Genomic DNA, 25279 nt, shown 5'->3' with positions numbered 1-25279 from the left:
CTTTGTTAGGAACGGGTTGAGGTAGGAGGATCATGCGTATCGCACTGGTGCTTGGTTCGGGCGGCGCTCGCGGTTATGCGCATATCGGCGTGATCGATGAGTTGAAGGACCGAGGACATGAGATCGTCACAATTGCCGGGACTTCCATGGGGGCCGTCATTGGCGGGCTGGAAGCTGCGGGCGGCTTGCCCGGTTTTTCGCAGTGGGCGCAGAGTTTGACCTACTTTTCGATGCTGCGGCAGATGGACGTGACGCTCACTGGCGCCGGCATGGTGAAGGCGGCACGGATCATAGAGAAGATTGACGAGTTCTGCGGGAAAGCTTGTATTGAAGATCTTCCGATCCCCTTCACCGCTGTAGCCACAGACATTACGGCGCGTCGCGAGGTGTGGTTCCAACGCGGCCCACTGTCTTCCGCGATTCGCGCCTCGATGGCACTGCCCGGATTCATCACGCCGGTTATTATGAACGACCACATCCTCGTGGATGGCGGGGTGTATAACCCGGTTCCCGTGGCTCCGACGTTCGCGGTGCCCTCTGACCTCACCGTCGCCGTATCACTGGGTGGGCGGCAGGGGCTACCGGAGCCATCGATGTCCAATGCCGATGCTGCGGATGTGCGTACCGATGCCGAGGTCGAAACTGGTCATTACGACATGGCGGATAAGCATGGCGACGCCGAGCACAGTGGGCAGACTCTCGAAGAGGTGAGTAACCGACTTTCCGAGGTGGAGGGAACTGATGAAGTGGAAGGCCGGATCCCGGAAGATCTCAACGCTGAAATCTCCGGCCCCGAAGGCGTTGTAGATGCGAGGCGGGCGAACGGCTTCAGATACCTGCAAGAGCTGGAACGCATTGCCGAAAGCGGACGCTGGCAGTTACCACGGGAGGTGCTTCGTGAGTTCTCGTCACGTTTCACGGTCCCGCGTGCAGGCGAGAGTGCGGAAGCGACGGCGGAAACCGTAGCAGAGGCACTGGTGGCGCCGTCCACCAGTGAAGTTCTGCACATGTCACTGACCGCCATGCAAGAAATGATTGAGCGCTTCCGCGTGGCTGTGACTCCGGTCAATGTACAGATCACGGTTCCGCGTAGTGCGGCAAGTACTTATGACTTTCACCGTGCGCAAGAGATTATACCGGTCGGTCGCCAGCTCGCTCGGGAGGCCTTTGACGCGGCGGGAATTTAGGCATTACCAGGTGCACCTAAACGCATTGAAGTTCCGGTAGAGCCTGCGTTCGCGTTGGTGTAGTTGCTTGGCCGACGTCTCTAAATCCACGCAGTTCCGGTAAGGCTGCATTGCCTGCAGTGTCTAAGGAAAGACTCTGGGCCCACGTATCAATACGCAGGCCCAGAGTCACATCACGTGGGGTCGATTCGTCCGCAGGGGATCCTGCGAACGGTCTTACGTCACCTCAACCGTTGGTCGCTCAGCAGCAACCGGTTTGAATGTTCTCCTCGTCCTGGCGGGCACGTGCTCGCCAGAATTCGCGTTCCGTCATCGGGGCATGATCGGGATGTTCACGCCGGTGGCGCTGCACGTACCGATCATATGCCGACTCGCCCGTGAAGTCGCGCCACAGAGCGCGCCCATGCCGCAGCGCGCGCTGAAGCTGCCCGGTCTGCATACTCATATCAACCTTCCGATGCAGGAGTAGTGTCGGATCCGGTGCGCGCACCGCCAGGGGCAGAGCCCGCTGCGGCATGGGCGCCGGACGACGAAGCCGTGGTGCCGACGGGCTGTTGGCGCTCGTCGGATTTCAGGCCAGGAATGAGATTCGGGTCTCCTACCACGGCATATTCCGCGACAAGCTTCTTATCCAGCGGCGAGGCGAACAGCGTGGTGGGGGCGAAGAAATTCGACTCCTGGTAGGCGTCCTCCGACGTCGTCGTATCACCACTGCGCAGTGCTTTCACCACACGCAGACACGCACAGACCATCACAAAGGCCACTGCTACCACGAAGACGATTGACAGTGTTCCTTGAATGAAAGTGTTGCGGACAATTGCATGTTGGATATTGATGGCTTCTGGATCCTCCAGTGTTGGTAGCAACTCTCGGGCATCGCGCCACTGCTGCCAATATCCAACCTTGGCGTCGGTGGAGAATATCTTCTGCCAGGAGGCGGTGAAGGTCACCGCCGTGTCGAAAGTCAGCGGGATCAGTGGTATCCATGCCCACTTGGCGTATCCCTTACGTACAACCATCACGGTGACTACGAGCAGGGCAACTGCGGCAATCAGCTGGTTCGCGATACCAAAGAGTGGGTACAGAGTCTGGATGCCGCCGCGCGGATCGGTTACGCCCATCAGGAGCAGCGATCCCCATGCGGCAACCACCACGGCGGTGGATACCCAGGCGCCGATTCGCCAGGAAGGATCGCGGAACTTCGGCATGAGATTACCGAGGGCGTCCGATAGCTGGAAGCGGGCCACACGGGTGACGGCGTCGACCGCGGAGAGAATGAAGAGGGCCTCAAACATAATGGCGAAGTGGTACCAGAAGCCCATCATGCCGCGGCCGCCGCCCACCTGGTGCAAGATATTCGCCATACCCACGGCCAGGGTGGGAGCGCCACCGGTACGGGAGACGATAGAGGGCTCGCCGACGTCGGCAGCCACGGCCTTCAGCGCATCAGCCCCGGTGACCTCCACTTCCTCGCCGTCGACATCGGTTGCCCAGCGCGGAACAATCTGATTGCCGTGCACATCTGTGACTCCCAGATTCTCCATGGCGGCGGCGGTGATTTCCTCACGGTCATCGGTTGTTTGCGTAATAGCCGTGCCAGCAAGCTTATCCACGGTGGCCTCGGAGGTGTTCATGCTGAAGTAGATTCCCTGGTTGAGGGAAACGGCAGCCGCCATGGCCATGATGGCGACGAAGGACTCCATAAGCATGCCGCCGTAGCCGATCATGCGGGCCTGGCTCTCCTTCTGGATCATCTTCGGGCTGGTTCCTGAGGAGACCATGGCGTGCATTCCTGACAGAGCGCCGCAGGCGATGGTTATGAACAAGAACGGGAACAGGGTGCCCGCAAACACCGGGCCATCCGTATTCGAGGCAAACTCGGTCACAGCAGGCATCTGCACCAGCGGGCGCACAATAACGATGCCAAGTGCCAGAATCACAATGGTCCCGACCTTCATAAAGGTCGAGAGGTAGTCGCGTGGGGTGAGGAGGACCCAAACGGGGAGGACGGCGGCGAAGAAACCGTAAATGATCATGGCCCAGACCAGTGCGGTCGGAGACAGATGCAAGTACTTCTGGCCGAAGTCGGATTCTGCAACCCAACGCCCGGCGATAATCACGATAATCAGAAGCGTGCAGCCGGCGATGGAAACCTGGGTGATCTTGCCGGGGGAGATGTAACGTAGCCACAGGCCCATGCCGACGGCAATTGGGATGGTGCAGCCGACGGAGAATACGCCCCAGGGGGAGGCTGCCAGTGCGTTAACACAGACCATGGCTAGTACGGCCAGCACGATCATAAGCATGACAAAAACGATGATGGTAGCGACGGCGCCGCCCACCTTGCCGATTTCGTCCGTTGCCATCTGCCCGAGAGACCGGCCACCGCGGCGCATGGAGAAGAACAGGACGAGCATATCCTGCACTGCTCCCGCGACGCAGACACCGAAGATGATCCACAGCGTGCCGGGCAGGTAGCCCATTTGGGCGGCCAGGACCGGGCCTACAAGCGGGCCGGCTCCCGCGATTGCCGCGAAGTGGTGGCCGTATAGGACGACGCGGTTGGTGGGGTCGAAGTCCTTGCCGTTATTGATGCGCTCGGCCGGAGTGGCGTTGGAATCGTCGGGACGCATGATTCGGCGCTGCACGTACAACGCATAGAAACGGTAGGCGATGGCGTAGGTGCAGATGGCGGTGATAACGAACCAGACGGTGTTCACGCTCTCGCCGCGCACGATGGCCAGCATGGTCCAGCCGAGTACTCCCAGCGCAGTGATTGCGACCCAGAGAATAATCTTCTTGACGGTCCATTTGTTGTGGGGGCGTACGCCAACGGGCACGCCCTCTTTGTTCCTGATAATGAGCTTTTCTTCCTCTTCTGCGTAGGAAGGAAGCTCCTGTGCGGTTGATTCAGACATTGCTCGCTCACCTATTCGGTTAGTCGATATGAACCCGCTGTACCCCTTCTGTGTTGTGTACAGCTGGGTTTAAGTATAAGGAAATCCGTGATTAAGAGCGGGGACCTTGGTGCTCGGACAGGGCTACTGGGCCTTTCAGTGAGCTGTTTGCGGGGCGTTGCGGCAAGGTCGACGGAACTCAGTGAGGCGGCTGCACAGGAGCGCGCGGTGGCCCGCGCGGTGGCCGGAGTGAGGAACGCTTGGTCGCGGCCACCGTGCGGGGAGTTGTCTCAGTGTGTTTGAACGGCGTCGACGGGAGTGGTCGAGTCGACGCCGTCCGTGGTTTCCTCCGAAGCGTCGTCCGCAAACAGGTCCTCGGCGGTTGCGGAGCGGTACTTCTCCTCGTCGAGGATGTGTTCGCGCTTCGCGACGATAACCGGAACCAAGGCCTGACCGGCCACGTTCACCGCGGTGCGGCCCATGTCGAGGATCGGGTCGATCGCCAGCAACAGGCCCACGCCCTCCAGGGGTAGTCCGAGGGTAGACAGCGTTAGTGTCAGCATGACTGTCGCTCCGGTGACACCCGCGGTGGCGGCTGAACCCACCACGGAAACGAAGGCGATTAGCAGGTAGTCGGTGATCGAGAGTTGCACTCCGAAGAACTGCGCGACGAAAATCGCAGCGATAGCCGGGTAAATCGACGCGCAGCCGTCCATCTTCGTCGTCGAACCAAGCGGAACCGCGAAGGAGGCGTAGGCGCGGGGAACGCCCAGATTGCGATGGGTGACTCGCTCGGTGACGGGCATGGTGCCAATGGAGGAACGGGAAACGAAACCGAGCTGGATGGCCGGCCAGGCTCCGCGGAAGTAGCTGGCGACATTCAGGCCGTGCAGACGCAAGAGCGCCGGATAGACAACGAACAGTACCAGGGCCAGTCCGAGGTACACCGCAATCGCGAAGGTGCCAAGGCTGGCCAGGGATCCCCAGCCGTAGCTCGCTACGGCGTTACCGAGCAGTCCGATGGTGCCCAGTGGTGCGAGCCGGATAATCCACCACAACACCGTCTGCACGATCCGCAGTAGCGACTCGTTGAAGCTGAGGAAGGGCTCTGCCTTCTTTCCCACCTTGAGCGCGGCGACTCCGATAGCTATGGAGATGACGATGAGCTGCAGGGCATTGAAGCTAATGCTTGAGGCGATCCCGGAGATGGCACCTGAAGCGTCGGTCTCGATGCTTGAGCTGGCAGAGATTCCAAGGAAGTTGCTTGGAATGATGCCGTCCAGGAAATCGAGCCAGCTTCCGGTGCGTGCCGGGTTCGCGGCGGAGGAGATACTGACACTGGTATGAGTACCGGGCTTGAGTACGAGTCCGAGGATAATGCCGATCATTACAGCAATAAGTGCGGTGATGGCGAACCAGAGGATTGTTTTGGCCGCGAGTTTCGCTCCGTTCGCCACGCCGCGCAGGTTGGCGATAGAGGCGACGATGGCGGTGAAGATCAACGGCGGAACCACCGCGCGCAGCAGGGTAACGAATGAGGAACCGATGGTACTGAGCGTGACAAGAAGCCAGTTGTCGGTGCCGGAACTGGTAGGCCCGATCTCCAATGCCGCCCAGCCGAGTAGAACGGCCAGTACCAACGAGATGAGGATCTGTGTGGAGAATGACGGAATGAAACGGCGCCATGTGCGCGCTTTAGCGTCGGCTTCTGCAACCGGGCTTGCCGGTTGAGCTGACTGTGACGAGGTGGACATAGTCCCTTCCTTTGGGGTTGTTGGTGTGTATCCGCATCCGTATGCCCTTGGCGTTTCATAACCGCATGTGTCCCCACTCGTGGCGGCCTTACTTGTGTGGTTCACCTGTGGCGGCCGTACCTGTAGCACCCACTTGTGGCGGCTCGTTGCGTTTAACGGGATATCCGCCTGGGAGTGCTCATCTTGGGGCACTGTGCCGGTCAGAGGGGCACAGTGCCGGTTGGAATTGAGACGTTTGTGGCAGGGCGCGAGAGTTGATCGCTGTGCACCAATTCGATTTTCTGGGAGCAGACCGCAGCCTCTCCCTTCGTTGGGCAGGCAAACGACTTCGGCTATTGAGTGAAATGGAACTGAGATTTGCCGGTGACCGGGTTCTGCCTCACAGACCGCGCACTCATGTGGAGTGCGGTTCGTTGCAGATCCAGCGGCTATTCCATCCGCCTATGCGAAAGCCGACGCCTTCCGCATACAACAACAGATGGCCTGCGAGCGGTGCGCTGTGGCCAACATGTTACGGCGGAAAGCGATCACGAGTTCTCCCGGTCTATAGGATCAACTGGCACGGGGTCTTTGAGCATTAGTGCCCGTGCGTGTGCACCCGGCGGATGCGCGTCTAATCTAGACGCTCCACCCGAGGGAATACAAGTAAGCGCGTTCTATCTCACGTTCCGGGGTGTTGTGGCGTTGTGGCGGGTTGAGCGGAGTACGAAGAGCTCTCGCTGTTGTGTGAATGTCGTGCGGGAACAACGAAGAGGTGCCTCAGTGAGACTTGAGCCCCGGACCGGCGTGCGAATTTTCTTAAGGGGAGTGCACGTGCAGCGCACTGATCCGCGCCGCGGATAGATGCGCCTCATGCGTGAGCACATATTGGGCGGCAGTACTGTTGAGGCGCCTGAGCGGCGTAGAGTAGCCGAGTATATGCATCCGGTCATGACCGTACAAACCGCTGGAGTCTCTGCTTGAAAACAGGCGAGGTACATGAGGAAATACGTCAAGCTTGGACCGGTGGCACGAGAAGAAAGGCACCTATGAGCCAGCGTGACATTAACAACGCGGACCTCAACGTGGTCGAGAAGGCGGAGGCCGCGCAGAACAGCGAGCATTTGCGGCGCAGCCTTTCCAATCGGCATATTCAACTCATTGCCATCGGCGGTGCGATTGGCACCGGTTTGTTCATGGGTTCCGGCAAGTCGATTCACACGGCGGGTCCGTCGATTCTGTTGGTCTACACCATCATTGGCTTCATGCTCTACTTCGTAATGCGAGCGATGGGGGAACTGCTGCTATTCAAGTTGGAATACAAGTCGTTCCAGGATTTTGCGGCCGACCTGCTCGGACCGTGGGCGGGTTTCGTGGTGGGGTGGACCTACTGGGCGACGTGGACGGTGATCGGCATGGCCGACATCATCGCGATTACGGGGTACTGGAATCATTGGGTGAAGAACCAGACGATCTCGATGATCCTCGCTGTGACACTCATGCTGGTGCTGTTGGGGATCAATATGCTCACGGTCAAGCTTTTCGGCGAGATGGAGTTCTGGCTTTCCATTATCAAGTTGGTTGCTATCGGAGCGTTGGTCGTTGTGGCAGCGGGCATGGTTATCACAGGCTTCACCTCGCCCGATGGCACCAAGGCCTCCGTGACGCATATTTGGAGTCATGGCGGTCTGTTCCCAACCGGGTTCTGGGGCTTCCTGGGTGGTTTCCAGTTGGCCATCTTCGCTTTTGTCGGCATTGAGCTCGTGGGTACCACGGCAGCTGAGACGAAGGACCCGACGGTCACGTTGCCGCGGGCAATCAACTCCATCCCGGTGCGTGTTCTGCTCTTTTACGTGGTGGCGCTGGCCGCCATCATGTGCGTTATCCCATGGGACGAGGTCAATCCGAACAAGTCGCCATTTGTCAACCTATTCACGCTGATGGGCCTCGCCGCGGCTGCCTCGCTCATGAACTTCGTGGTGCTCTCCAGTGCGTCGTCGTCGTGCAATTCCGGCATCTATTCCACCTCGCGCATGTTGTACGGGCTGGCGCATAAGAAGATGGCACCGCAAGCATTCGGCAGACTCACCCGGCATGGTGTGCCGTGGATCGGCCTGATTACGACGGTCGCCTTGATCTGTGCGTCACTGGCATTAACGGCAAGTAGTGGAATTATGCGTGCGTTCACCATTGTGACGACGATCTCCTCGGTGCTATTCATCGTCGTGTGGTCGATTATCCTGGCCTGTTATCTCGTATATCTGCGGCGGTATCCGCAGGCGCATGAAGACTCCGTATACAAAATGCCAGGCGCACGGGTCATGCCGTGGGTGGTGCTCACCTTCTTCGTGCTCGCCCTCGTTGCACTGGGGTTCGACCACGACACGCTTGTCGCCATGGCGGTGACTCCCATATGGTTCGTCGTTCTGGGGATCGCCTGGCTCCGAGTTCGTGGCAGGGTTTCTGCCGACGACGCCGCTGCTGACGCCGTCGTCTCGCACTAGGAGAGGCGTACGTCCTGCTCATCGGCGTACATCTTGTCGATCAGACTCTGGTAATGCTCGATGGCATGGGAGCGGCGTACCTTCAATGTCGGGGTTGCGGTGCCGTCGTCGACGGTCATCTCAGCGTCAAGAATCTCAAAACGCTTGACTGTTTCCCAACTGCCCAGCTTCGAGTTTGCCCGGTCAATGTCTCGCTGTAGCTGGCGGCGTACTTCCTGCAGCCGCACCGCCTCGGAGTACGGCATTCCGGCGCGCTCATGGGCAGAGCACCACTCGGAGATCCACTGCGGATCCAATGAGACAAGGGCGACGCAGTACTTGTGGCCTTCACCGACTACCACGGCCTGTGAGATCGCCTCCGAATTACCGGTCAGCATCGCCTCGACTTCGGAAGGCGAAACAAACTTTCCGTTGGAGGTTTTGATGACGTCCTTGATCCGGTCGGTGATGTAGAGGAAGCCATCGTTGTCGACTCGCCCAATGTCCCCGGTGTGGAACCAGCCGTCCCTGATGACCTGCGCGGTTAACTCGGGGTCGTTGTGATAGCCGCGCATCACGCACGGACCCTTAATGAGGATTTCACCGGTGCCTTCGTCCACGCGTACAGCCGATCCGGGAATAATCCTTCCCACCGAGCCGAAGGTGAGATCCTGCGGGCGGTTGTAGAAGGTGACTGCGGCAGTCTCCGTTACCCCGTATCCCTCCAGAAGCGGAATGCCCAGGTTGAAGAACCACCGTTGTAACTCCGGGTTGAGCTTGGCGGAGCCGGAGATGACGTACTGCAGCTTTCCGCCAAGCTGTCGGCGGATGGTGGAGAACACGAGGCGATCAGCCAGGCGGTATTGGGCCGCGAGCCGGGCAGGCATTTTCAAGTGTTGGGAGCGGTAGGGGAAGGACTGTTCGCCTACCCGCATCGCCCACTTCACAATCTTGCCTTTGCTAGAGTCCGGCGGTGCTGCGTTCAGAACTCCGGAACGTACCTTTTCGAAGATGCGCGGGACCCCGCACATAAGTGTGGGATGGACTTTCGCCATGTTGGGCACGATCTGGTCGATACGTCCGTCCAGGGCATTGATTGTGCCGGTATACAGCGAAATGAGGATCATACACTTGCCGAAACCGTGTGATAGGGGCAGCCAAATGAAGTGAATATCGCGGTCTTGGATGGTGTTGTTAGCACCCCAACCGATGGCTTCATAAATCCATGTCCCCTGTGTGATCTCCACGCCCTTGGGTCGCCCGGTGGTACCCGAGGTGTAGATGATGGTTGCAAGGGTGTCATGTGAGGTCGTGTCCATGGCGTTACGTACGCATACGGGAGATTCCTTCAAATGGCGCCGTCCGTGAGCCTCAAGTTCCTCCCAGGTCAGGACGCGTGGATCCGCTGAGCGGTTCTCACCTTCCATCACGATAATGCGGCTGATCTGCTCGTTCAGAGCCTGATGCATGGTGACTTTCTCAAGGATCTGCTCGTTCTGCACGAAAATAGCGGCGGCGCCGGAATCACGCAGAATGAAATTGATATCGTCGGCGCGAGTGTTGGGATAGAGCGAGTTCGTTGTCGCGCCGATAACAGACAGCGCCATATCTGCAGCGATCCAGCGTATTGAAGTCCCGGCACAGATTCCGACGACATCGCCCGTCCTATAACCGAGAGCCAGCAGACCTGCACCAAGAACATGGGTCCAGTCACGGAATGCACTCCAGCTCATCTCGCGCCATATGCCCTTCGCATCCGGATACATCCAGCCGGTCTGGTCGGGGTTGGTGCTCGCTTTGTCATCTAGCGCCGCTCCGATATTGGGCCAGGAGTTGTCGAAAGCATCTTGGATATCAGCTGCGAGATCGTGCGTGCCATAATCCATGCTCTAACAATACGCTCGTTCAGAGTTCATAAGGCGAACTTGCCGGGTGAGTGCGGTGCGTGGCCGCTGGAGCGCGAAGGGGCCGAGTGACACCGCAAATCGTGGACGTGCGTGGTGTGCGGCGGATGGAGCGCGAAGGGACTGCGCGGAGGGCCGCCGTTTCACCCTATCTCCGGTGGATTGGGCGAAGTCGTCATAAGGGGCGCACGTGGAAGATCGTTTCGCCTTGTCGCTTCTGGTTCCGGCGTGCGGAATGCGCGCATGCCTAACCGGGGGAAGGCGCACCGTATGTTTGGCGGAGTGGGTGTTCACGCCCCTAGCGGTGTCTTCCTCTCAAGCAGCGTGCACGAACTGCGGTCCCTTCCCGCCCAATTCAAGGGGCACCTTTGTTTTGGGTGCTGTGTGTGATCGTAGCCTGGGTGCCGACGCTCAACCCCAGCAGAGTCTGCATTTCGGCTTTTGCGGCTGGCCTGAACGTCCACTCCCGTGCTCCCTCGAGCAGAGCGTGTTCACACTAGATCCAGTTGATTGTGTTGTAAAACTCGGCCAGTTCCGCGTCGGTGATTTCGGGCGGAGCGCCGGAATCGCTGTAGGAAAGCATGGCGGCAAGGACGTTGACATCGTTGCGGGTGACCATGATCCCGCGAATACACATATTGCTGCTGTTCTCTTCCACCGAGCAGAAGCTAAACGTCGTTCCGGGAACCCCCTGCAGGTCGCCGCTTCCCAATTCGATAAGCGAGCTGGCATCACGCGAAAAACTCGCAATGTAGCTCCGGGCAATTTCCTCGGGAGTCGATCCGAGAAGGTCGACGTCGGTAGTGACGGTAGCTGCCAGACTTCCGCCTTTCATATATGCCCGTGTAGCCTCGTCCGAGCCGGCGTCCTCGTAGCCTTCCGGGGTGTTGATAGTCAGCAGTGTGTCGAGCGGCACGTCCGATGCGGCCGCTGAGGCTTGGGCAGAGGTCGGGTCCAGCGTCGTTGCTTGCGGTGATGTCGTTGCGTCGGGTGGCATCACCGTGGCAGCGGGCGACAGGTGCGTTGCCGTGGAAGACGTGCCCGGTTGGCTGGCGCAGGAGGTGGCGGATACGACCAGAGCGGCGGCACCAAGCAGCCCCAACGGGTATGCGAACTTCGGACGGGCAGCCTTCATACTCGTCTTTATAGCCCATCTGGCCCCCGCAGTGCCAGCGCCGGTGTTGCTAGCCGTCGTCGTGCTGCTACTGCCGCTGGCGCCGATCAGACCTGCGGGGAAGCAGTGTTGTACAGCTGAACAAGGCCTTGTAGAGAAACATCGCTGATCGGTTCTGGGGCGAGACGGTGTTTTACTTCCACCTAATGTTGTCGGTGATCTCCGCGAGCATTGACGGTGTCACTTCCGGAGCGTTGCCTGAGTCACTGTGAGTGAGAACAACGGCAATGGTGTTCTGGCCATTATGCCCGACGACGATGCCGCGCGCGCATATGTGGTCTGCGTTCGGCGTTCCATTGCCACGCATGACGAAGCCACAAGCGGTGAAAGTGACCCCTTCTTCTCCTGCCATTTCACTTGTTCCGAGTTCCGCGATCAAGGAGTCGTTGTCGGTGATGTAGGGCATGAAGGTGCGGGCGATCTCCTCTGGAGTAGTTCCGAGGGTGAGTGTATCGGCAGTGATCAGAGCTGCTTGGTCCGCGCCCTTCGAAAAACTGAGAGCATTTTCGTCGGAGTGGTAGTCCTCATAGCCGTTCGGAGCGGTGAAATCGATAATCGAGGTGATGGGAGCAGACTCACCGGTACCCGTTGTCGCAGAGCCGCTCGGCGCGGAGCTGGAGTTTGGTGAAGCAGAGTCCTGTGGTGCGCCTGAGTTCTGGGCGGTCGGATCGGGCGAGGTCGCGGAGGATGTTGCCGTCGGCGTCGTCGAGTTTGACGCGGAGGAATCACTAGCCGGGTCAGAACTCGAGCAAGCCGAGATCGTCAGGGCAAGCGCAGCCATAGCAGTGAGAAGCGTGACGCGACGAGACTTCATAGGACCTACTTTCGGAGGTGACATGTACACGGGATGTGTGCTGAGACTAGCACGGGTACGGCGCTAAAGGCACCGCGGTTGAAACGGTCGTGCAGAGAGCCTCTGTTTGTGCGTGATGTTGCCGTGCGGGCGGTGGTGTATCGTTCGCGCGTGACGCTGCCATGCGTGACGGCAACACTATTGGCTTCCAGGCACCGCCGTGGAGATGACCTGAGCGGCAGCGCTTGCCACACGTCGTAAGCCGGAGGTGTCCAGTAAGTAGCTGGTCAACGGGAAGAGCCATCACTTCCGGCCACACGTGCGGGAAACTGCTGGGGCATGGCCAATACATCGGAGTGTATATATGTTCCTGTGCGAGGCGCTGTGCCGCTTGTTCGGCGTGCGGCATCTGAAGGGCAACGGTGTAGGCGCTGGCCGCGATGATGGCTTGGGCGGGGATGCTTGCGGCGCGCAGGTAATGAACAAGCATTGCGGCATGCCGGCGGCGTCGACTCATAATCTTGGCGATGTCCAGCGCGGCAAGTAGGTGCCGGGCCGCAGTGCTCATGGAGGTTGGGTCCCGGGCCGCGTCAACGGCTTCTTCGGCTTGCGGAGTGGGGGTACCGCGTAGTCCGGCGAGCTTCAGCGTGGTGACGCGATCATCTGGTGCAGGCGGAGTCGGCGCGGGCAGGGCAGTGGCGCCCCGGGCGGCATGGGCCCAGGCGCCGTCGGGAATCGGCAACCATTTGCGGAGGGAGAGAACACTGTAGGTGGCATAGTCTGGCGGCGGGGTGTCCGGCCCGGCATGAGTGATATCGGCGACGATGGCGCGGCCTCGTTCGGCCTGCGCGTTCAGGAGTGTTGCGAGTGCGGGGACGGGGTATCACCGCAGGTTGTGCCGAATAGAATCGCAGCGCCCGGGGTGCGTTCGGTTGCTCTATCGAGTGCGGCTGGATCCGGTAGTAGATCGGTGCCGACGGGCACGTGCTGGATGCTGATGCCTTCGAGTTGGAAGGGCTCGATCATGGTGAGGCAGTAGTACGCGGGTACCAAGATGCGGTTGATTCCACGGTCTCGCAGCGCTCTGGCGACGAGACTGAGCGCTTGTCGGCCGGAGGCGACGGCGCGTGTCGGCCACACGGGTGGTTGAGCGATGCCTGCTTCATTGGAAGAGGGGGTACGCGGCGGAGGTGCGGCGCCTGGTGAGGTGCGAACGTTGGGGCGGACTGCGGTGTGACTGTGAAATGTTCCAGGTGCGGGTGGGTTGATGGCGGGTGGGGTGGTGTGTGAGGGAGGTGCTGCGGGTGGGGTAGCGGCAACACCGAAGGGATTTGGGTCCTTGCGCGCTGGGGTAGGGCCTACGTCGGTTAAAGGTGTGGCGGGGGTTGATGCCGCGATAGTAGCGCTGCACAGGGAAGCGGTTGGTGGTATGTAGTGCCCGGGGAGGAAGTCCTCGCGGGGTGCCCAGGTAAAATCGCCGCCAATTTCCGCATTTGCCATTATGGCCAACTTACGAGTATCTGCACCTGATAGCGGTCGGGGTGGAACCTAGTGGCACGTCAGGCGGAGGTGTCGATGTGTATGGGGAGTTGGTGCGGGCTGGTGTGAACCCAGCAACCAACAGGGGAGGTGTTGATGCGTACGGGGAGCTGGAAAAGCCGCTCGGTGAGGGACGTAAACTTGTCGGCGCGAGTGAAAATCTGTTGGTGAGGAGGCGAGGTGCGGCGCGCTTTGCGAATACGCACTTATCGGGTGTGGGCGGACCTCTGTTGGCGATTTGGATGTGTCGTGTGTAGTGGCCAAAGACACCATAATGCGGAGCTTGGTGTGCCTCCGCAAAGGGGCGTGTCCAAATCCCGTCCAAACGATCAGAGTGGACTTCGTTCGGGCCACGAAAACCGCACCATTCCACCATTCCTAAAACTGAATCAATCCAGTTTTGCTCCGTTTGGACGGGATTTGGACATGCTCGCCCGAGAACAGGCAGCCAAACGCCACTCGGCGTGGTCTGGCTCACGGGATAAGGAGGGGTCCTGCAGCAACCAGAGCACTTGTGTGCACAGCAGTATGGTTCTGCATGGCGCGCGGTGTCCGCTGGGTGTGCCTGGGCTGGAGGTAGTATGGTTCTGCGCGGCGCGCCGACGCGCTCTGCGCCACCTGCGCTCCTGGGACTGTTGCAGCGGGCGCCTGGCCGAGCGAAGGCGTAGGCATCGCCGGTGGTATGGGTGGACGAGGCAAAGAGAGCGGTAAGAAGTATCGGGTTTGGCGAGAAGTGTCGGTTTTTTCGCGAAGTTTCTTGAAAAACCCGACACTTCTCGAGGCTCTGCGCGGTCTCGATAGTCGACGGAGCCTCGCAGGTTCGCGGGGCCCTGAAGGTCGACGGAGCCTCGCAGGTTCGCGGGGCCTCGCAGGTTCGCGGGGCCCAGCAGCTTCACCTGGTCGCGAAGACCTCGGCTTGGAGTTTACAACTCTCGCCGAGCGAAGGCATGTGCACCGATGGTAAGTGCGCAGCAAGCAACAAGTAACCCGGTTAGTGCGGGCACCGCCAACGCCGCAGTCCCGCCGCCGACGAGCGTATTCGGCGCTCCGATAAGCCCGAGCGGAGTGTACTTCGCCAGGGGTGCGAATCCACTCAACGCTGCGCAGAGCACGTAGCAGCCCAGGGCGCATCCGGTTGCGGCGCCGGGTGAGGACACCGCTGCGGACAGGCCACAGGTCAGTGCCAGGAATACAAGTGCAGTTACTACCCAGGCCGCGCTCGCCAAGAGGAGTTGGCGCAATGGAGCATCGGCAAAAGCAAGGCGAGTCAGGCTGTACAACAGTGCCACGCCACACATGCATCCGACGACGAGTACCACCGCCCGTGCGGCAAAGGCCGCTATCGGCTGGGCCGAACGGTCGGCTGGGCGCACGGCGAGTAGGCGAGCGCGGCCGGACGAGACGAGGCTCGCCGTCGACCCACCCGCCGAAACGATGACGGCGATCATAGCTAGCTGTGCCAGGTTCTTCGTCCACTGCGCGTAGGTCTCAGCCCAACTCGCAGCGGGAACGATTCCCGCGTAGGCGTCGCCCATAACGGCTTCGGTAAACTCGGGGCCGAAACGCCCAATGAGGATGGACATGACGGCTAGGGCGAGGAAAACGCCGAGCATGACGCGCCCGAGCCAGGTACGCCGTACAGCATTCAGCTCGGTGTGAAACAGGGCGGGGAATCCAATCATGGCTGCTCCGTCAGGTGAAGGAAGACGTCCTCGAGGGTGGGGGCCTCGGAACTGAGTGAATAAAGGGCGAGGTTTGCGGCCGTGATAAGCGCCGGTATGCGCTGCGCCGCTTCGCGCCAACACGAGTCACCGGTGCGCGAAGAGTACGGCCGCGACGAGCATGATGGTGACGAGTACGGCCGCGACGAGCATGATGGTGACGAGTCCGGCCGCGACGAGCATGATGGTGAAGAGCTCGGTTCCCGGTCGTACGGAGATGAGTCCTGTTGCCTTGCCTTGCGCGGGCCGACGTTCCCTGACCGCATACCGTATCCTGGCGAGTCACCTGATCGGGAATCGCGTGGCTCCAATGCGCTGGTCCGCCGATCGCCCGGATCCGAACCACTCGGTTCGGTGCCCTCGCGGCAAAGTGTGGCAGCGGAGTCGGCGTCGGCAATTCGGACGAGGACAGCCGTACCCTGCCGAATTGCGGACCGGCACCACGGTTCGGCGCGCAGCAGCGGCAGCAGTGCTTCCGGATCCGAGCACTCGATGCGCAGGCTGTGCCCGCCCACAGACGTCCGTAGTTCGGCCACGGACCCGGAGAACAATGCGCGTCCGGAACGAAGGACCAGCGCATGCGAGGCGACCTGGGCGACGTCGGACAAATCGTGAGAGGAGAGGATGATTGTCGCGTGCTCGCTCAGTCTCGCAATGAGCTCCAGGACGGCATGGCGGCCGGCCGGGTCGAGCGCGGAGGTAGGCTCGTCAAGTACCAGCAACTCGGGTGCTCCGATCAGTGCCTGCGCCAGGCCGAGCCGTTGACGCATGCCACGTGAGTAGCCGCGAATCGGGCGAGTCATGGCCTTCTCCAGGTCTGTCATTTCCAACAACGCCGGGATTCGCTTTGCTGCAGCGGCGGGGCGGACGCCGACCAGCCGCGCCACGGACTCCAGGTACTCGTATGCCGTCATCCACTCGGGGAATGCCGGGACATCCGGGAGATACCCAAGGGCGCTCCGGGCGGAGCGCGATCCGGGAGGGGAGCCTAGAATCTTCACGGTTCCCGCGTCGGCACGCGCCAGGCCGAGCAGAATTCGCAAAGCCGTCGTCTTACCCGCGCCGTTGGGGCCGAGCAGTGCAAACACTGAGCCCTTGGGTACCTGGAAGCTGACGCCGTCAAGCGCCTGCACGCGTCCGAAGGAGCGGGCAACATTGGAAAACTCTACATCTGTCACGGGTGCTCCTTCTCGCTGCCGCAGTGCGGAGATTCTGGTGTGTGCTCATCCTTGTATGGAGTGTTCATCGGGATCATTCATAGGTGTTGTTGAAGGGTGCGGTGACCACAGTGTTTTCGTGCTCTCAACGAGTAGAACTTGCCGCTTACGAGTAAAACTTGCCGCGAGTGGCATCGCTGGGCATGCGGCCATGGCCATTTCATGTTGCCTCGTCGAGGCGACGCCGGGCCGCGTGTCTCCTTGCGGCATGCAACCACGGCCTTGTCATAATGTTTCGTTGACATGGCGCTGGGACGTATGTGTCGCCGTGGAACCGTCGTCGTACTGTGTTGGACCGTCGTCGTACAGCGCGGAAACACCCGCCTCGACTTTTGTGGTTCTAGGGGTGTCGTGGCGGGAGGAGGCGCCCAGGCCTTTTTTGGCCGTGGCATCGTTCGCCAACTCCGCCGCCAGACGGGCGTGGCGTGAACGCATGATGAAGAAGATAATCGGCCCGACGAGTTCACCGAGGATAATAATGACCGCCCAGAGCAGACGTGTTCGGCGCGAAGGGTTGTCCTGCGATGCCGTATCTGGAGGAGTTTCGGCAGCATCCACGCGCGCATCCGCCTCACCGTTCCTGCGGCTTTGACCCCTGGGCATGCCGGTGTCCAACGACCGCGTGCGTCCGATTGGCGGTACTAGATAATCGGGCATGCGTACCAAGGTCACAAGGGCCACTACGGCCAGTGTCAGTTGCACCAAGGCCAAGCAGGCAATGAAGACCTTCACCGCGGTTGGCAGGGCGAAAAAGGCGTCCAGTCCGTTCATCGCACCTCTCCAGGAACTTGTGCCGAGTTGGCGTCCGTGACGTGCCGCAGTCCAGAGCGTGTGGCCAGAATGAGGAGAACCGGCTCGATGGCCAGGGAGGCGGCACTGGCGCCAAGGACCCAAAGTGGATGGATGCGTCCATCACGTGACTTCAGCGCAAATAGCGCCGAGCTGAGCAGTGAGGCGTTCAGCAGACTCCCCATAGATCCGCGGATTAGTGCATCGCGGATATCATCCCCCTCGCGGGCCGCCCAGATGGCGGTGCCGAAATTCGCTGCGCCGAGAAGGGCCGTGCCGAGTGTTGGATCAATGGTGCCACGAACCTTCCCCGTCAGAGAGATGTTCAGCGGGAGCCGCTTGCCTCGTCGTCGTGCGGTCAGTGTTGCGGCAACGGTTCCGGCTGCCAGCACGCTCGGGAAGAAGCGCACGATGCGGCGCATGTACTCGGGGATGGCTGCTAGGACCTCGTCGTCGACGTCGTCGGGGCGGAGCAGGCCAAGTTTCACGGCGACCGCGCCCATGTTCAGGTCAGCTCCGGCGCCGAACACTCGCTTGACGAACAGTCGTGGGGAGCTGGGATCCCACAGCCGGGCGCGCGCGTCGGCGTCGAACAGGCCGGAGAAGTTTAAATCGAGGTTCGGGTTTGCGCCGCTGCCTTCGTCGTCGGGATCAGCCTCTGCCCCGGGAGCGGCGACGGCGGCAAGTTGTTCGGCGAGCCGTGCGGGGGCACCTAGTGATTCAGGGGTGGTGCCGTCGCTCAGGAGCGATTCGATCTCGCGCAGGATGTCGGTGCGGCGCGGTTCCTCGATGCGCCGTTGTGTCAGCTCGTGATCGAGCTCTTGTAGGTACAACTGTCCGTTGAGGTTGTCAGGCATCGATACCTCCGAGTAAAGCGTTTAAGGCGGATGACATCGCCGTCCAAGCGGTGTGTTGGGCGGCGAGAGCATCGCGGCCGGTGGCGGTTAGTTGGTAGTACTTGCGCGGTGGTCCGACGGGGGACTCCTGCCATTTCGTGGCGAGAAGTCCGGCTTTGGCCAGCCGGGTCAGGATGGGGTAGACGGTTCCGGCCCCCGAGTCGAGCCCGGGGTGGGCCGCCAATGCGGCGACGATTTGCCCGCCATAGGTGGGTTCTTTGTCCAGCAGGGCAAGGATTGCAAGTTCAAGCACGCCTTTGCGTAGCTGTGTGGCTTGCGTTGTTTGGCCTGCCATCGTTCCTCCTCTCTTGCACGTGGTCAGTGTTCGTGGAGAGTCCGCCTGTTTCTTCTCTGGCGGACTCTCTTTTGTTGATCAACCCGTCAACGTTGTTGATCGACCCGTCGATGTTCGTGATCAACATGTCAATGTCGTTGTTCGACCTGATCGAGCTGATCGGCCTGCCGGTGTTCGTGATCGACATATCGACGTTGTGTGGCTCATTGAATGCCTCCATCATAGATGTATAACCTAGTAGCGTGCAATACCAACTAGTAGGTATTGCAAGCTTTGCCACACGAGGAGCGGTTGGGACGTGGGTGGGGAGCGGTGGGCCGGAGCAGTCGGGCGTGTCTACGACCTGGCCGCCCGCGATGGCTGCGGGATGGCCGTGGCTGCAAGGGCGGGCCTCGGCTGGGGCACGGCAGTCTCTGATGCGTTGCCACGCGGCGATGAGAGCATCCGGGCCGGTCCAGGCAGGACAGCGCGCTGCAACACAGCCGCTGAGATCGGCAGGGTTCCGGGCGGGCGTACGCTGGGACTATGGCAGTCTTTCGCGTTCAACGTGTTTACGAGGACGTCGACCAGGCAGACGGCTATCGAGTGTTGGTTGACCGGATGTGGTCGCAGAAGCTCACTAAAGAAGCGGCACACATCGACGAGGGAGACCGCGATGTCGCCCCAGCAACGAACTTGGGTGTTGCCAGCACCGAACTACGGCGTTTGTTTGGCCACGATCCGGCGAGGATGCAAGAGTTCTCTGCGCGATATCGTCAAGAGTTGGAGGCAAGCGGTGCGGCTGCGGCGATCAGACTCTGTGTCTAAAACACCATATGAGTACCGAATTCGCGGTGTTGAGTGGGGCATGTGATAGGACTCTACGAACAGATGGCTTCCTAGACAATGCAACGAGGCCGACAGTCCAAATCGGAATCACGCACCCCACACCGAGCAGACACTTACATTCTCAAGCTCCCGACTAACTACGTGCCTGCCCGAAAAGCCGCGGACGAGGGGAAATGTTCAACGCTATTCAAGACTCAGTCAATTTTCGTTACATGGCTGGTTCGCGCACAGGGGAGGCGCTTAGACTTGTCCCTATGCGTAACCGAAAACAGCGCCTCGCGGCTGGTCCGCAGCTAGACCGCGACGCTTCAACCGCGAGCACGGATGCGCACAGCTCCGGCGTAGGTGGCTCCAAACAGGGCAGCTCGGCTCGACCTCGCGGTAACCCGGCGGATGGCCGCTCAGTTTCCGGCGGTTCTCGGCTAGGGAATCATTTTTTCCCGCAGGAGGCTCTGGGCTTCTTCGATGGCCACGTGGCAGGTCTCAATACGGACATCAACGACGCGGCGTACCGCGATGCGGACCGCAACGATGCGACAGTCATCGATAACGGCGGTATGGCAGATCGCAACAACACCCGCCCGGCAGGCCCTGGCGCCGTTCAGATGGAGAGCTTTGGCGACGACCAAGGTGTAAACGGCGACGCACGACTGGCACACGCACGCGACCTCGCCGAATTCATCTTGGCATCCCCGGTTTCGTATCACGCGGCGGAAGAGGGAGCCCGCCGCCTTGCAGCGGTCGGGTTCACACGCCAGGAGGAAACCGAGCCGTGGGATGCCACGCCCGGTGGGCATTATCTGGTTCGTGGCGGAGCCTTGTGTGCGTGGTGGGTGCCGGAGCAAGTGGGGCCCGGCAGTGCTTTCCGCATCGTCGGAGCCCATACGGATTCACCCGGTTTCAAACTTAAGCCTAACCCGAATTCTACTGCATACGGTTTCGCGCAGGTCGATGTTGAGACCTACGGCGGGCTGTTGCGCAACTCGTGGCTGAACCGTGAGTTGGGCATAGCCGGGCGAGTCACGACGTTGGACGGCGAGGTTCACCTTCTGCGCACCGATGCGTTGATGGTGATCCCGCAGCTGGCAATCCACTTGGACCGCGGTGCGAATGATGGTCTGACTCTTGATCCGCAGCGGCACCTTCGTCCTGTGTGGGCACTCGGCCAGTGCGACCTCTTCGAGGTGATTGCGCGCGCGGCCGGTGTTGAACCGGACCGGATCGCGGGCACCGACTTGTACGCATATGACACTCAGGCGCCGCAGATCATTTCGAATACCTTCCTGGCGTCCGGGCGGCAGGACAACCTGGTCTCGGTACATGCGGCCGTGGTGGCCTTGTGTGCTGCGGTGATCAGCGCGGGAGCCGCGGCTACACATAAGAAACGCCGATTCCGTCGCGGGGCGGCCACCAATGCGGCGACGAATGCGCAGAGGCCCGCGCAGCCGACCACGGGGGCAGACATGGCGGTCCCCCTTGCGCATGGCGATATTGCCGTCTTCGCGGCCTTCGACCATGAGGAAGTCGGTTCCGCCACCACAACGGGGGCGTCCGGTCCTTTGCTGGAGGCGGTGCTACGCCGCACAGCGCAAGCGTTCGGCGCCGACGAGGACGAGTACTATCGCATGCTTGCTCGTAGTAGCTGCGTGAGTTCTGACGTGGGGCACTCGATAAACCCGAACTACCCGGAGAAGCACGATCCAGACCATTATCCGCTGCTCGGACGCGGCCCGATCATTAAGGTTAACGCCGCGCAGCGTTACGCCTCGGATGCACTGGGTGAGTCATTGTGGCTGCGTGCCTGCCAGGCAGCGGGCCTGCCGACGCAGGAGTTCGTTTCCAACAATGCGGTTCCCTGTGGCAGTACCATCGGCCCACTCACGGCTACGCGTCTGGGGATCACCACCGTTGACGTCGGCATTCCACTCTTGTCCATGCATTCCGCCCGAGAGATATCCGGGGTTTATGATTCTTGGGCACTCGCCGAGATTCTGAAGGGGTACTGGACTATTGCGTAAACTTCCGATTTTCAACGCAGCGTTCACGCTGGACCGTGCCGCCTTCGACCACCCGGATCGAGTGTCGCTGACCTATGGTCAACAATCGTGGACAGTGGCTCAGGCGGCGACGGCCACTCGACGCCTTGCGCAACTTTTGGCGCAGGTGGGGGTGAGCGCTGGTGACCGCGTCATGCTGGTCTCTCACAACTCGCCGTATCATTTGTTCTTCCACATTGCTTGTGCGCGGCTTGGCGCGGTGCTGGTGCCGGTGTCCTTCCGCCTTACGCAGTTCGAGCTGCAGGCCTTGGTGGATTTCTGTTCGCCCCGCACAGTGATCTGCGAGCCGGAGGTAGCTGCCAGAGGGTCTTTCACCTCCACCGGAACGCTTATGCATTTCGTCATCGACGACGACGTCCAAGCCGGCCCGCTGACTCCCGGACTGGCGGTGGGATACCTCGGTCTAACAGCTGCTCTCATCGCTTTCGATGGTGAATTTATTGCAGATGGAGCCGACGACGGGCCCCTGGAACTGAACCAGCATGACTACCCGGAAGGCTTGGCGGATATTTTCTTCGTCGCCGGTACTGTCGGCCAACCACGTGGCACGGAACTGACCCACGAAAACCTGTGGTGGGGGTCGAGAAACTTCCGTGACGCCCTGGGCTACAACAACGACGACGTCGCACTAGTAGCGGCACCACTGTCGCATGTCAGTGGCTTTAACTGCGTGACACTCGATCTATTCGCCAGTGGCGGGCATGTGGTGATCACCCGTGACTTCGACCCCGCTGCCATACTACAGATGATCGAAGCGCACCGGGTGACTGTGTTCTTCGGTATGTCCACCATGTACTTGGCGCTGTCCGGGCACCCGGACTTTGCGACGCGTGACCTCAGTTCCTGGCGCCTGCCATTGGTGGGTGGCACGCATGTTCCGCCTCCGCTGTTAGGAAGGCTTGCCAGCAGGCACCTGCGCCCCCTGCCGGTGTGGGGACTACCTGAAACAGCCGCCGCGATCGCCTACCTACCATTTGAACACTGTGCCGAGTATCCGGGCGCGGTGGGCAGGCCTTTCCCGCATGTTGCGATGCGGATCGTTGATCCGCGCACCGGCGAGGACCTGCCAGAAGGACAGGTGGGTGTTGTCGACGTCCAGGGTCCGGCAGTGGCGGCCCGCTACTGGCATAACGATGCTGATAGCAGGGCTACCTTCCCCAACGGCTGGTTTCGCACCGGCGATTTGGGGCAGATGTCCGACGGCGTCGTCACCATAACCGGGCGCTATTCGGAGGTGATTTTCTCCGGCGGTGAGAGCGTGCTTCCCGCGGAGGTGGAAGATGTACTCATCCAGTACCCCGGCATCACCGAGGCGGTGGTGTGTGGTGTACCGGATGCAATCTGGGGTGAAAGCGTTGCCGCTGCTATTACGGTCGATAGCGGTAGTCCCCGGCCGGAGGTGTCCGACCTACTGGCTTTCGCCGACCAGGTTCTGGCGGGGTACAAGCTTCCCCGGCGCGTTATTGTGGTAGACACCATACCTGCCGGTGAGGAAGGTGTCGTGGATCGGGCGGCCGTGCGCGCCATGTTGCTTGATGTTCCTCCGCTGCAGTCGCTTGAACAAGCTGGGAGTACTGCGGGTATCGCGGCTGCGGACATCGCTGTAACGGCGTCTCCCGAGCCATTTGCCGCTACGCCGGGCGAGGAAGTTTCGCTGAATGATGATCTTACACTCAGAGATTCTCCCGCACACGAGAGCGGGACGACGTCGATGGAAAGGCAGTAATTCCCGGTGGCGCGCCGGTCTTTTGGTTTCCACAACAGGTGGCATATCCGCAGCGGTAGCTGTCCACATTAGTTCCATATTCCGAGATATCAAGAATCACGGTATATGATCGGGAGACCGCGTACGGGCTGGAGCACTAGGCCCGGATGCTGGGGAGCCGGAGTTCGGACGCCTGCCGACTGTTCTTCGCCAAGCTCCCCCTAGTATGGATAGAAGGGGATTCCATGAAGAGAATCTACTCACTGGTGGCTCTAGGCGCCGCGGCCACGCTCGCGTTGAGTGCCTGCAGCTCCAGCAATGACAACAATGGTGGCAAGAAGGCAACCGTGGACAGCGGCTCGGCCAGCACTGTCGCCTTTACGACCGGCGCCGATGAATACGCCGGCTACAACAACCGGCTTTCGTCCACGTACTCCACTGGCAACTCGGCCATCAACGACCGGATGATGCCCGGCTTCGGATACTTTGATTCCAAGGGCAATTGGGTACACGGCACTGACCTCGGTGACTACGAGATGCTCTCCGAAGATCCGTTGACCGTCAAGTACACGATTAACGAGAAGGCCGTATACCAGGGTGGCACACCGATTACCTGTGAAGACTACTACATGGACTGGGTGAGTCAGAACCCGAAGTGGATTCAGGACGGCCAAGTTGCCGCTGGCAATGTAGACGATGCGGGTAATGCGGAGTCGCTGTTCAATAATGTTTCGGATGCTGAGTCCTACGCCAATCCGGTCGCTGACGGTCCGCAGTGCGAGGCCGGTGACCGCGAGTTCACCATCACATACTCCGAGCCGAACCCGGATTGGGAACTGGTGGTCAGCGGTGCAATGCCTTCCCACGTCATCGCCGATAAGGTCGGTCTGACGAAGGAAGAGCTTTTCGAGGCCTTCAAGAATGAGGATTTCGAGGTCGCCCAGCAGGCCGCTGAGGAATGGAATAACTGGATCGCCAAGAACCCGGGTGAGCTGCAGTCCAGTGATGAAGCTCCGTCATGGGGCCCTTTCACCTACAAGGAAGGCGGCTGGAAGGCCGGCGAATACGTGACCCTCGTTCCGAACCCCGACTGGTGGGGAGAAGCACCTGGTGTTGACGAACTAGTGATTAAGCAGATTGCGCCCGAAGGTCAGCTGCAGGCGCTGCAAAACGGCGACGTGAACGTCATTGAGCCGCAGGCAACGCAGGATACGCTGGATCAGCTCAACGCCATGGACAACGTCACCGTGCTTGAGGGGTCCACCATGATCTGGGAGCATCTTGATTTCAACTTCGCCGATACCTCGGTATTCTCCGAGGGGCAAGGCGGCCAGGCGCTGCGTGAGGCATTCGCATACTGCGTGCCGCGCCAGGACATCGTTGATCAGTTGATCAAACCGCTGAACAGTGATGCCGTTGTGATGAATGCCCGCGAGTACTTCCCGACCGACGACGACTATGACGAGGTCGTGGAGACTTCTTATGACGGCCGTTACGACACGGTCGATATCGACAAGGCGAAGGAGAAGGTTGCCGAGTCCGGTGTTTCCAACCCGACGGTGCGCATTGGCTACTCCAGCCCGAATCAGCGTCGTAGCGACACGGTGGATCTCATCCGCTCCTCCTGCGAGGAAGCAGGATTCACAATCGAGGATGCTGGGTCGAGCACCTTCTTTGACGCCGGCGGTGAACTCGATCAGGGAGCATACGATGTGGCTCTCTTCGCGTGGAGCGGCTCCGGTCAGGTTGTTTCCGGTGCGAATATTCAGATGACGACCGGAGGGCAGAATTTCGGAGGTTACTCCAACGCCACCGTGGACGAGGAGTGGGGCAAGGTCCTGACCTCTGTCGACCCTGAGGTGTGGCTGTCTTCCAAGAAGATCATCGAGAAAGAAGAGTGGGATACCCTCTTCAATATCCCGTTGTATCAGCATCCTGGCATCGTTGGGCATACCAATGGACTGAAGAACGTTGAGCGTAACGTGACGCAGTCGGGTGTCGTATGGAACGCGGAGAAGTGGACCTGGTAGTAGTACCAGTTGGGTTAACAACAGATCTGTG

General features: G+C 60.4%; 20 protein-coding genes. 8 read left to right on the top strand and 12 right to left on the bottom strand.

Annotated features, from left to right (window positions below):
* The first annotated feature begins 32 nt into the window (after nt 1-32).
* Nucleotides 33-1187, top strand: coding sequence for a patatin-like phospholipase family protein (locus EKN07_RS02875; RefSeq protein WP_108715135.1), 1155 nt, complete (start codon nt 33-35; stop codon nt 1185-1187).
* Nucleotides 1188-1428: 241 nt separating this feature from the next.
* Here EKN07_RS02875 and EKN07_RS02870 read toward each other — a convergent pair whose 3' ends face one another.
* The 3 genes from EKN07_RS02870 to EKN07_RS02860 all read right to left on the bottom strand — a co-directional run bounded on the left by EKN07_RS02870 (nt 1429) and on the right by EKN07_RS02860 (nt 5838).
* A complete protein-coding gene (locus EKN07_RS02870) occupies nt 1429-1632 on the bottom strand; it encodes a YbdD/YjiX family protein (protein ID WP_108715136.1) in 204 nt (67 codons plus the stop codon).
* Nucleotide 1633: 1 nt separating this feature from the next.
* Nucleotides 1634-4105, bottom strand: coding sequence for a carbon starvation CstA family protein (locus tag EKN07_RS02865; RefSeq protein WP_108715137.1), 2472 nt, complete (start codon nt 4103-4105; stop codon nt 1634-1636).
* A 269-nt stretch (nt 4106-4374) separates the two neighbouring features.
* Entirely contained in the window at nt 4375-5838 is a 1464-nt protein-coding gene (locus tag EKN07_RS02860) for a dicarboxylate/amino acid:cation symporter (protein WP_108715138.1), read from the bottom strand.
* Between the two features lie 1028 nt (nt 5839-6866).
* On the opposite strand from EKN07_RS02860, the gene EKN07_RS02855 reads away from it, so the two are divergent.
* Nucleotides 6867-8321, top strand: a complete 1455-nt coding sequence (locus EKN07_RS02855) for an amino acid permease (protein WP_108715139.1) — start codon at nt 6867-6869, stop codon at nt 8319-8321.
* Here EKN07_RS02855 and EKN07_RS02850 read toward each other — a convergent pair.
* The 3 genes from EKN07_RS02850 to EKN07_RS02840 form a co-directional block, all read right to left on the bottom strand.
* Complete coding sequence (locus tag EKN07_RS02850; protein ID WP_108715140.1) at nt 8318-10186, bottom strand: long-chain fatty acid--CoA ligase; 1869 nt, start codon at nt 10184-10186, stop codon at nt 8318-8320. The two genes, EKN07_RS02855 and EKN07_RS02850, sit on opposite strands and share 4 nt — an antisense overlap.
* Before the next feature lie 514 nt (nt 10187-10700).
* Nucleotides 10701-11339 (bottom strand): hypothetical protein, encoded by a 639-nt coding sequence (locus EKN07_RS02845; RefSeq protein ID WP_108715141.1) that lies wholly within the window; start codon nt 11337-11339, stop codon nt 10701-10703.
* Nucleotides 11340-11511: 172 nt separating this feature from the next.
* Complete coding sequence (locus EKN07_RS02840; protein WP_108715142.1) at nt 11512-12192, bottom strand: hypothetical protein; 681 nt, start codon at nt 12190-12192, stop codon at nt 11512-11514.
* 343 nt (nt 12193-12535) lie between these two features.
* Between EKN07_RS02840 and EKN07_RS12765 the strand changes: the two genes are divergently transcribed.
* A complete protein-coding gene (locus EKN07_RS12765; RefSeq protein ID WP_108715143.1) occupies nt 12536-12718 on the top strand; it encodes a hypothetical protein in 183 nt (60 codons plus the stop codon).
* Between the two features lie 305 nt (nt 12719-13023).
* Here the strand turns inward: EKN07_RS12765 and EKN07_RS02830 are convergent, their stop codons facing one another.
* From EKN07_RS02830 to EKN07_RS02805, 6 genes are all read right to left on the bottom strand, one after another.
* Nucleotides 13024-13671: a hypothetical protein gene (locus EKN07_RS02830; protein ID WP_125482415.1), complete on the bottom strand. Its 648-nt coding sequence runs from the start codon at nt 13669-13671 to the stop codon at nt 13024-13026.
* Nucleotides 13672-14633: 962 nt separating this feature from the next.
* The gene (locus EKN07_RS02825) at nt 14634-15392 is read right to left on the bottom strand and encodes a hypothetical protein (RefSeq protein WP_108715145.1); all 759 of its coding nucleotides are present in this window, start codon (nt 15390-15392) and stop codon (nt 14634-14636) included.
* Entirely contained in the window at nt 15389-16609 is a 1221-nt protein-coding gene (locus tag EKN07_RS02820; protein WP_164505436.1) for an ATP-binding cassette domain-containing protein, read from the bottom strand. Before EKN07_RS02820 ends, EKN07_RS02825 begins: the two co-directional genes overlap by 4 nt.
* Nucleotides 16610-16873: 264 nt before the next feature.
* Entirely contained in the window at nt 16874-17419 is a 546-nt protein-coding gene (locus EKN07_RS02815) for a hypothetical protein (protein WP_108715147.1), read from the bottom strand.
* On the bottom strand, nt 17416-18294 hold the full coding sequence (locus EKN07_RS02810) for a hypothetical protein (protein ID WP_108715148.1): 879 nt from the start codon (nt 18292-18294) through the stop codon (nt 17416-17418). The genes EKN07_RS02815 and EKN07_RS02810 overlap by 4 nt, the downstream gene beginning before the upstream one ends.
* A complete protein-coding gene (locus tag EKN07_RS02805; protein ID WP_126145587.1) occupies nt 18287-18628 on the bottom strand; it encodes a PadR family transcriptional regulator in 342 nt (113 codons plus the stop codon). Before EKN07_RS02805 ends, EKN07_RS02810 begins: the two co-directional genes overlap by 8 nt.
* Nucleotides 18629-18660: 32 nt before the next feature.
* On the opposite strand from EKN07_RS02805, the gene EKN07_RS02800 reads away from it, so the two are divergent.
* The 5 genes from EKN07_RS02800 to EKN07_RS02780 all read left to right on the top strand — a co-directional run bounded on the left by EKN07_RS02800 (nt 18661) and on the right by EKN07_RS02780 (nt 25248).
* Nucleotides 18661-18861 (top strand): hypothetical protein, encoded by a 201-nt coding sequence (locus EKN07_RS02800; RefSeq protein ID WP_125482416.1) that lies wholly within the window; start codon nt 18661-18663, stop codon nt 18859-18861.
* A 292-nt stretch (nt 18862-19153) separates the two neighbouring features.
* On the top strand, nt 19154-19435 hold the full coding sequence (locus EKN07_RS02795) for a DUF488 family protein (protein ID WP_108715149.1): 282 nt from the start codon (nt 19154-19156) through the stop codon (nt 19433-19435).
* Between the two features lie 275 nt (nt 19436-19710).
* Nucleotides 19711-21474: a M18 family aminopeptidase gene (locus EKN07_RS02790; RefSeq protein WP_205647307.1), complete on the top strand. Its 1764-nt coding sequence runs from the start codon at nt 19711-19713 to the stop codon at nt 21472-21474.
* Entirely contained in the window at nt 21467-23239 is a 1773-nt protein-coding gene (locus tag EKN07_RS02785) for an AMP-binding protein (RefSeq protein WP_108715150.1), read from the top strand. The genes EKN07_RS02790 and EKN07_RS02785 overlap by 8 nt, the downstream gene beginning before the upstream one ends.
* 224 nt (nt 23240-23463) lie before the next feature.
* Entirely contained in the window at nt 23464-25248 is a 1785-nt protein-coding gene (locus EKN07_RS02780) for an ABC transporter substrate-binding protein (protein ID WP_108715151.1), read from the top strand.
* Nucleotides 25249-25279 lie beyond the last annotated feature (31 nt).

The sequence above is a fragment of the Actinobaculum sp. 352 genome, from assembly GCF_003957265.1.
In the GTDB taxonomy this organism is placed as follows: domain Bacteria; phylum Actinomycetota; class Actinomycetes; order Actinomycetales; family Actinomycetaceae; genus Asp313.
Note: the sequence above shows the minus strand (reverse complement) of the source record. Positions and strands in the feature narration are given on the sequence as shown.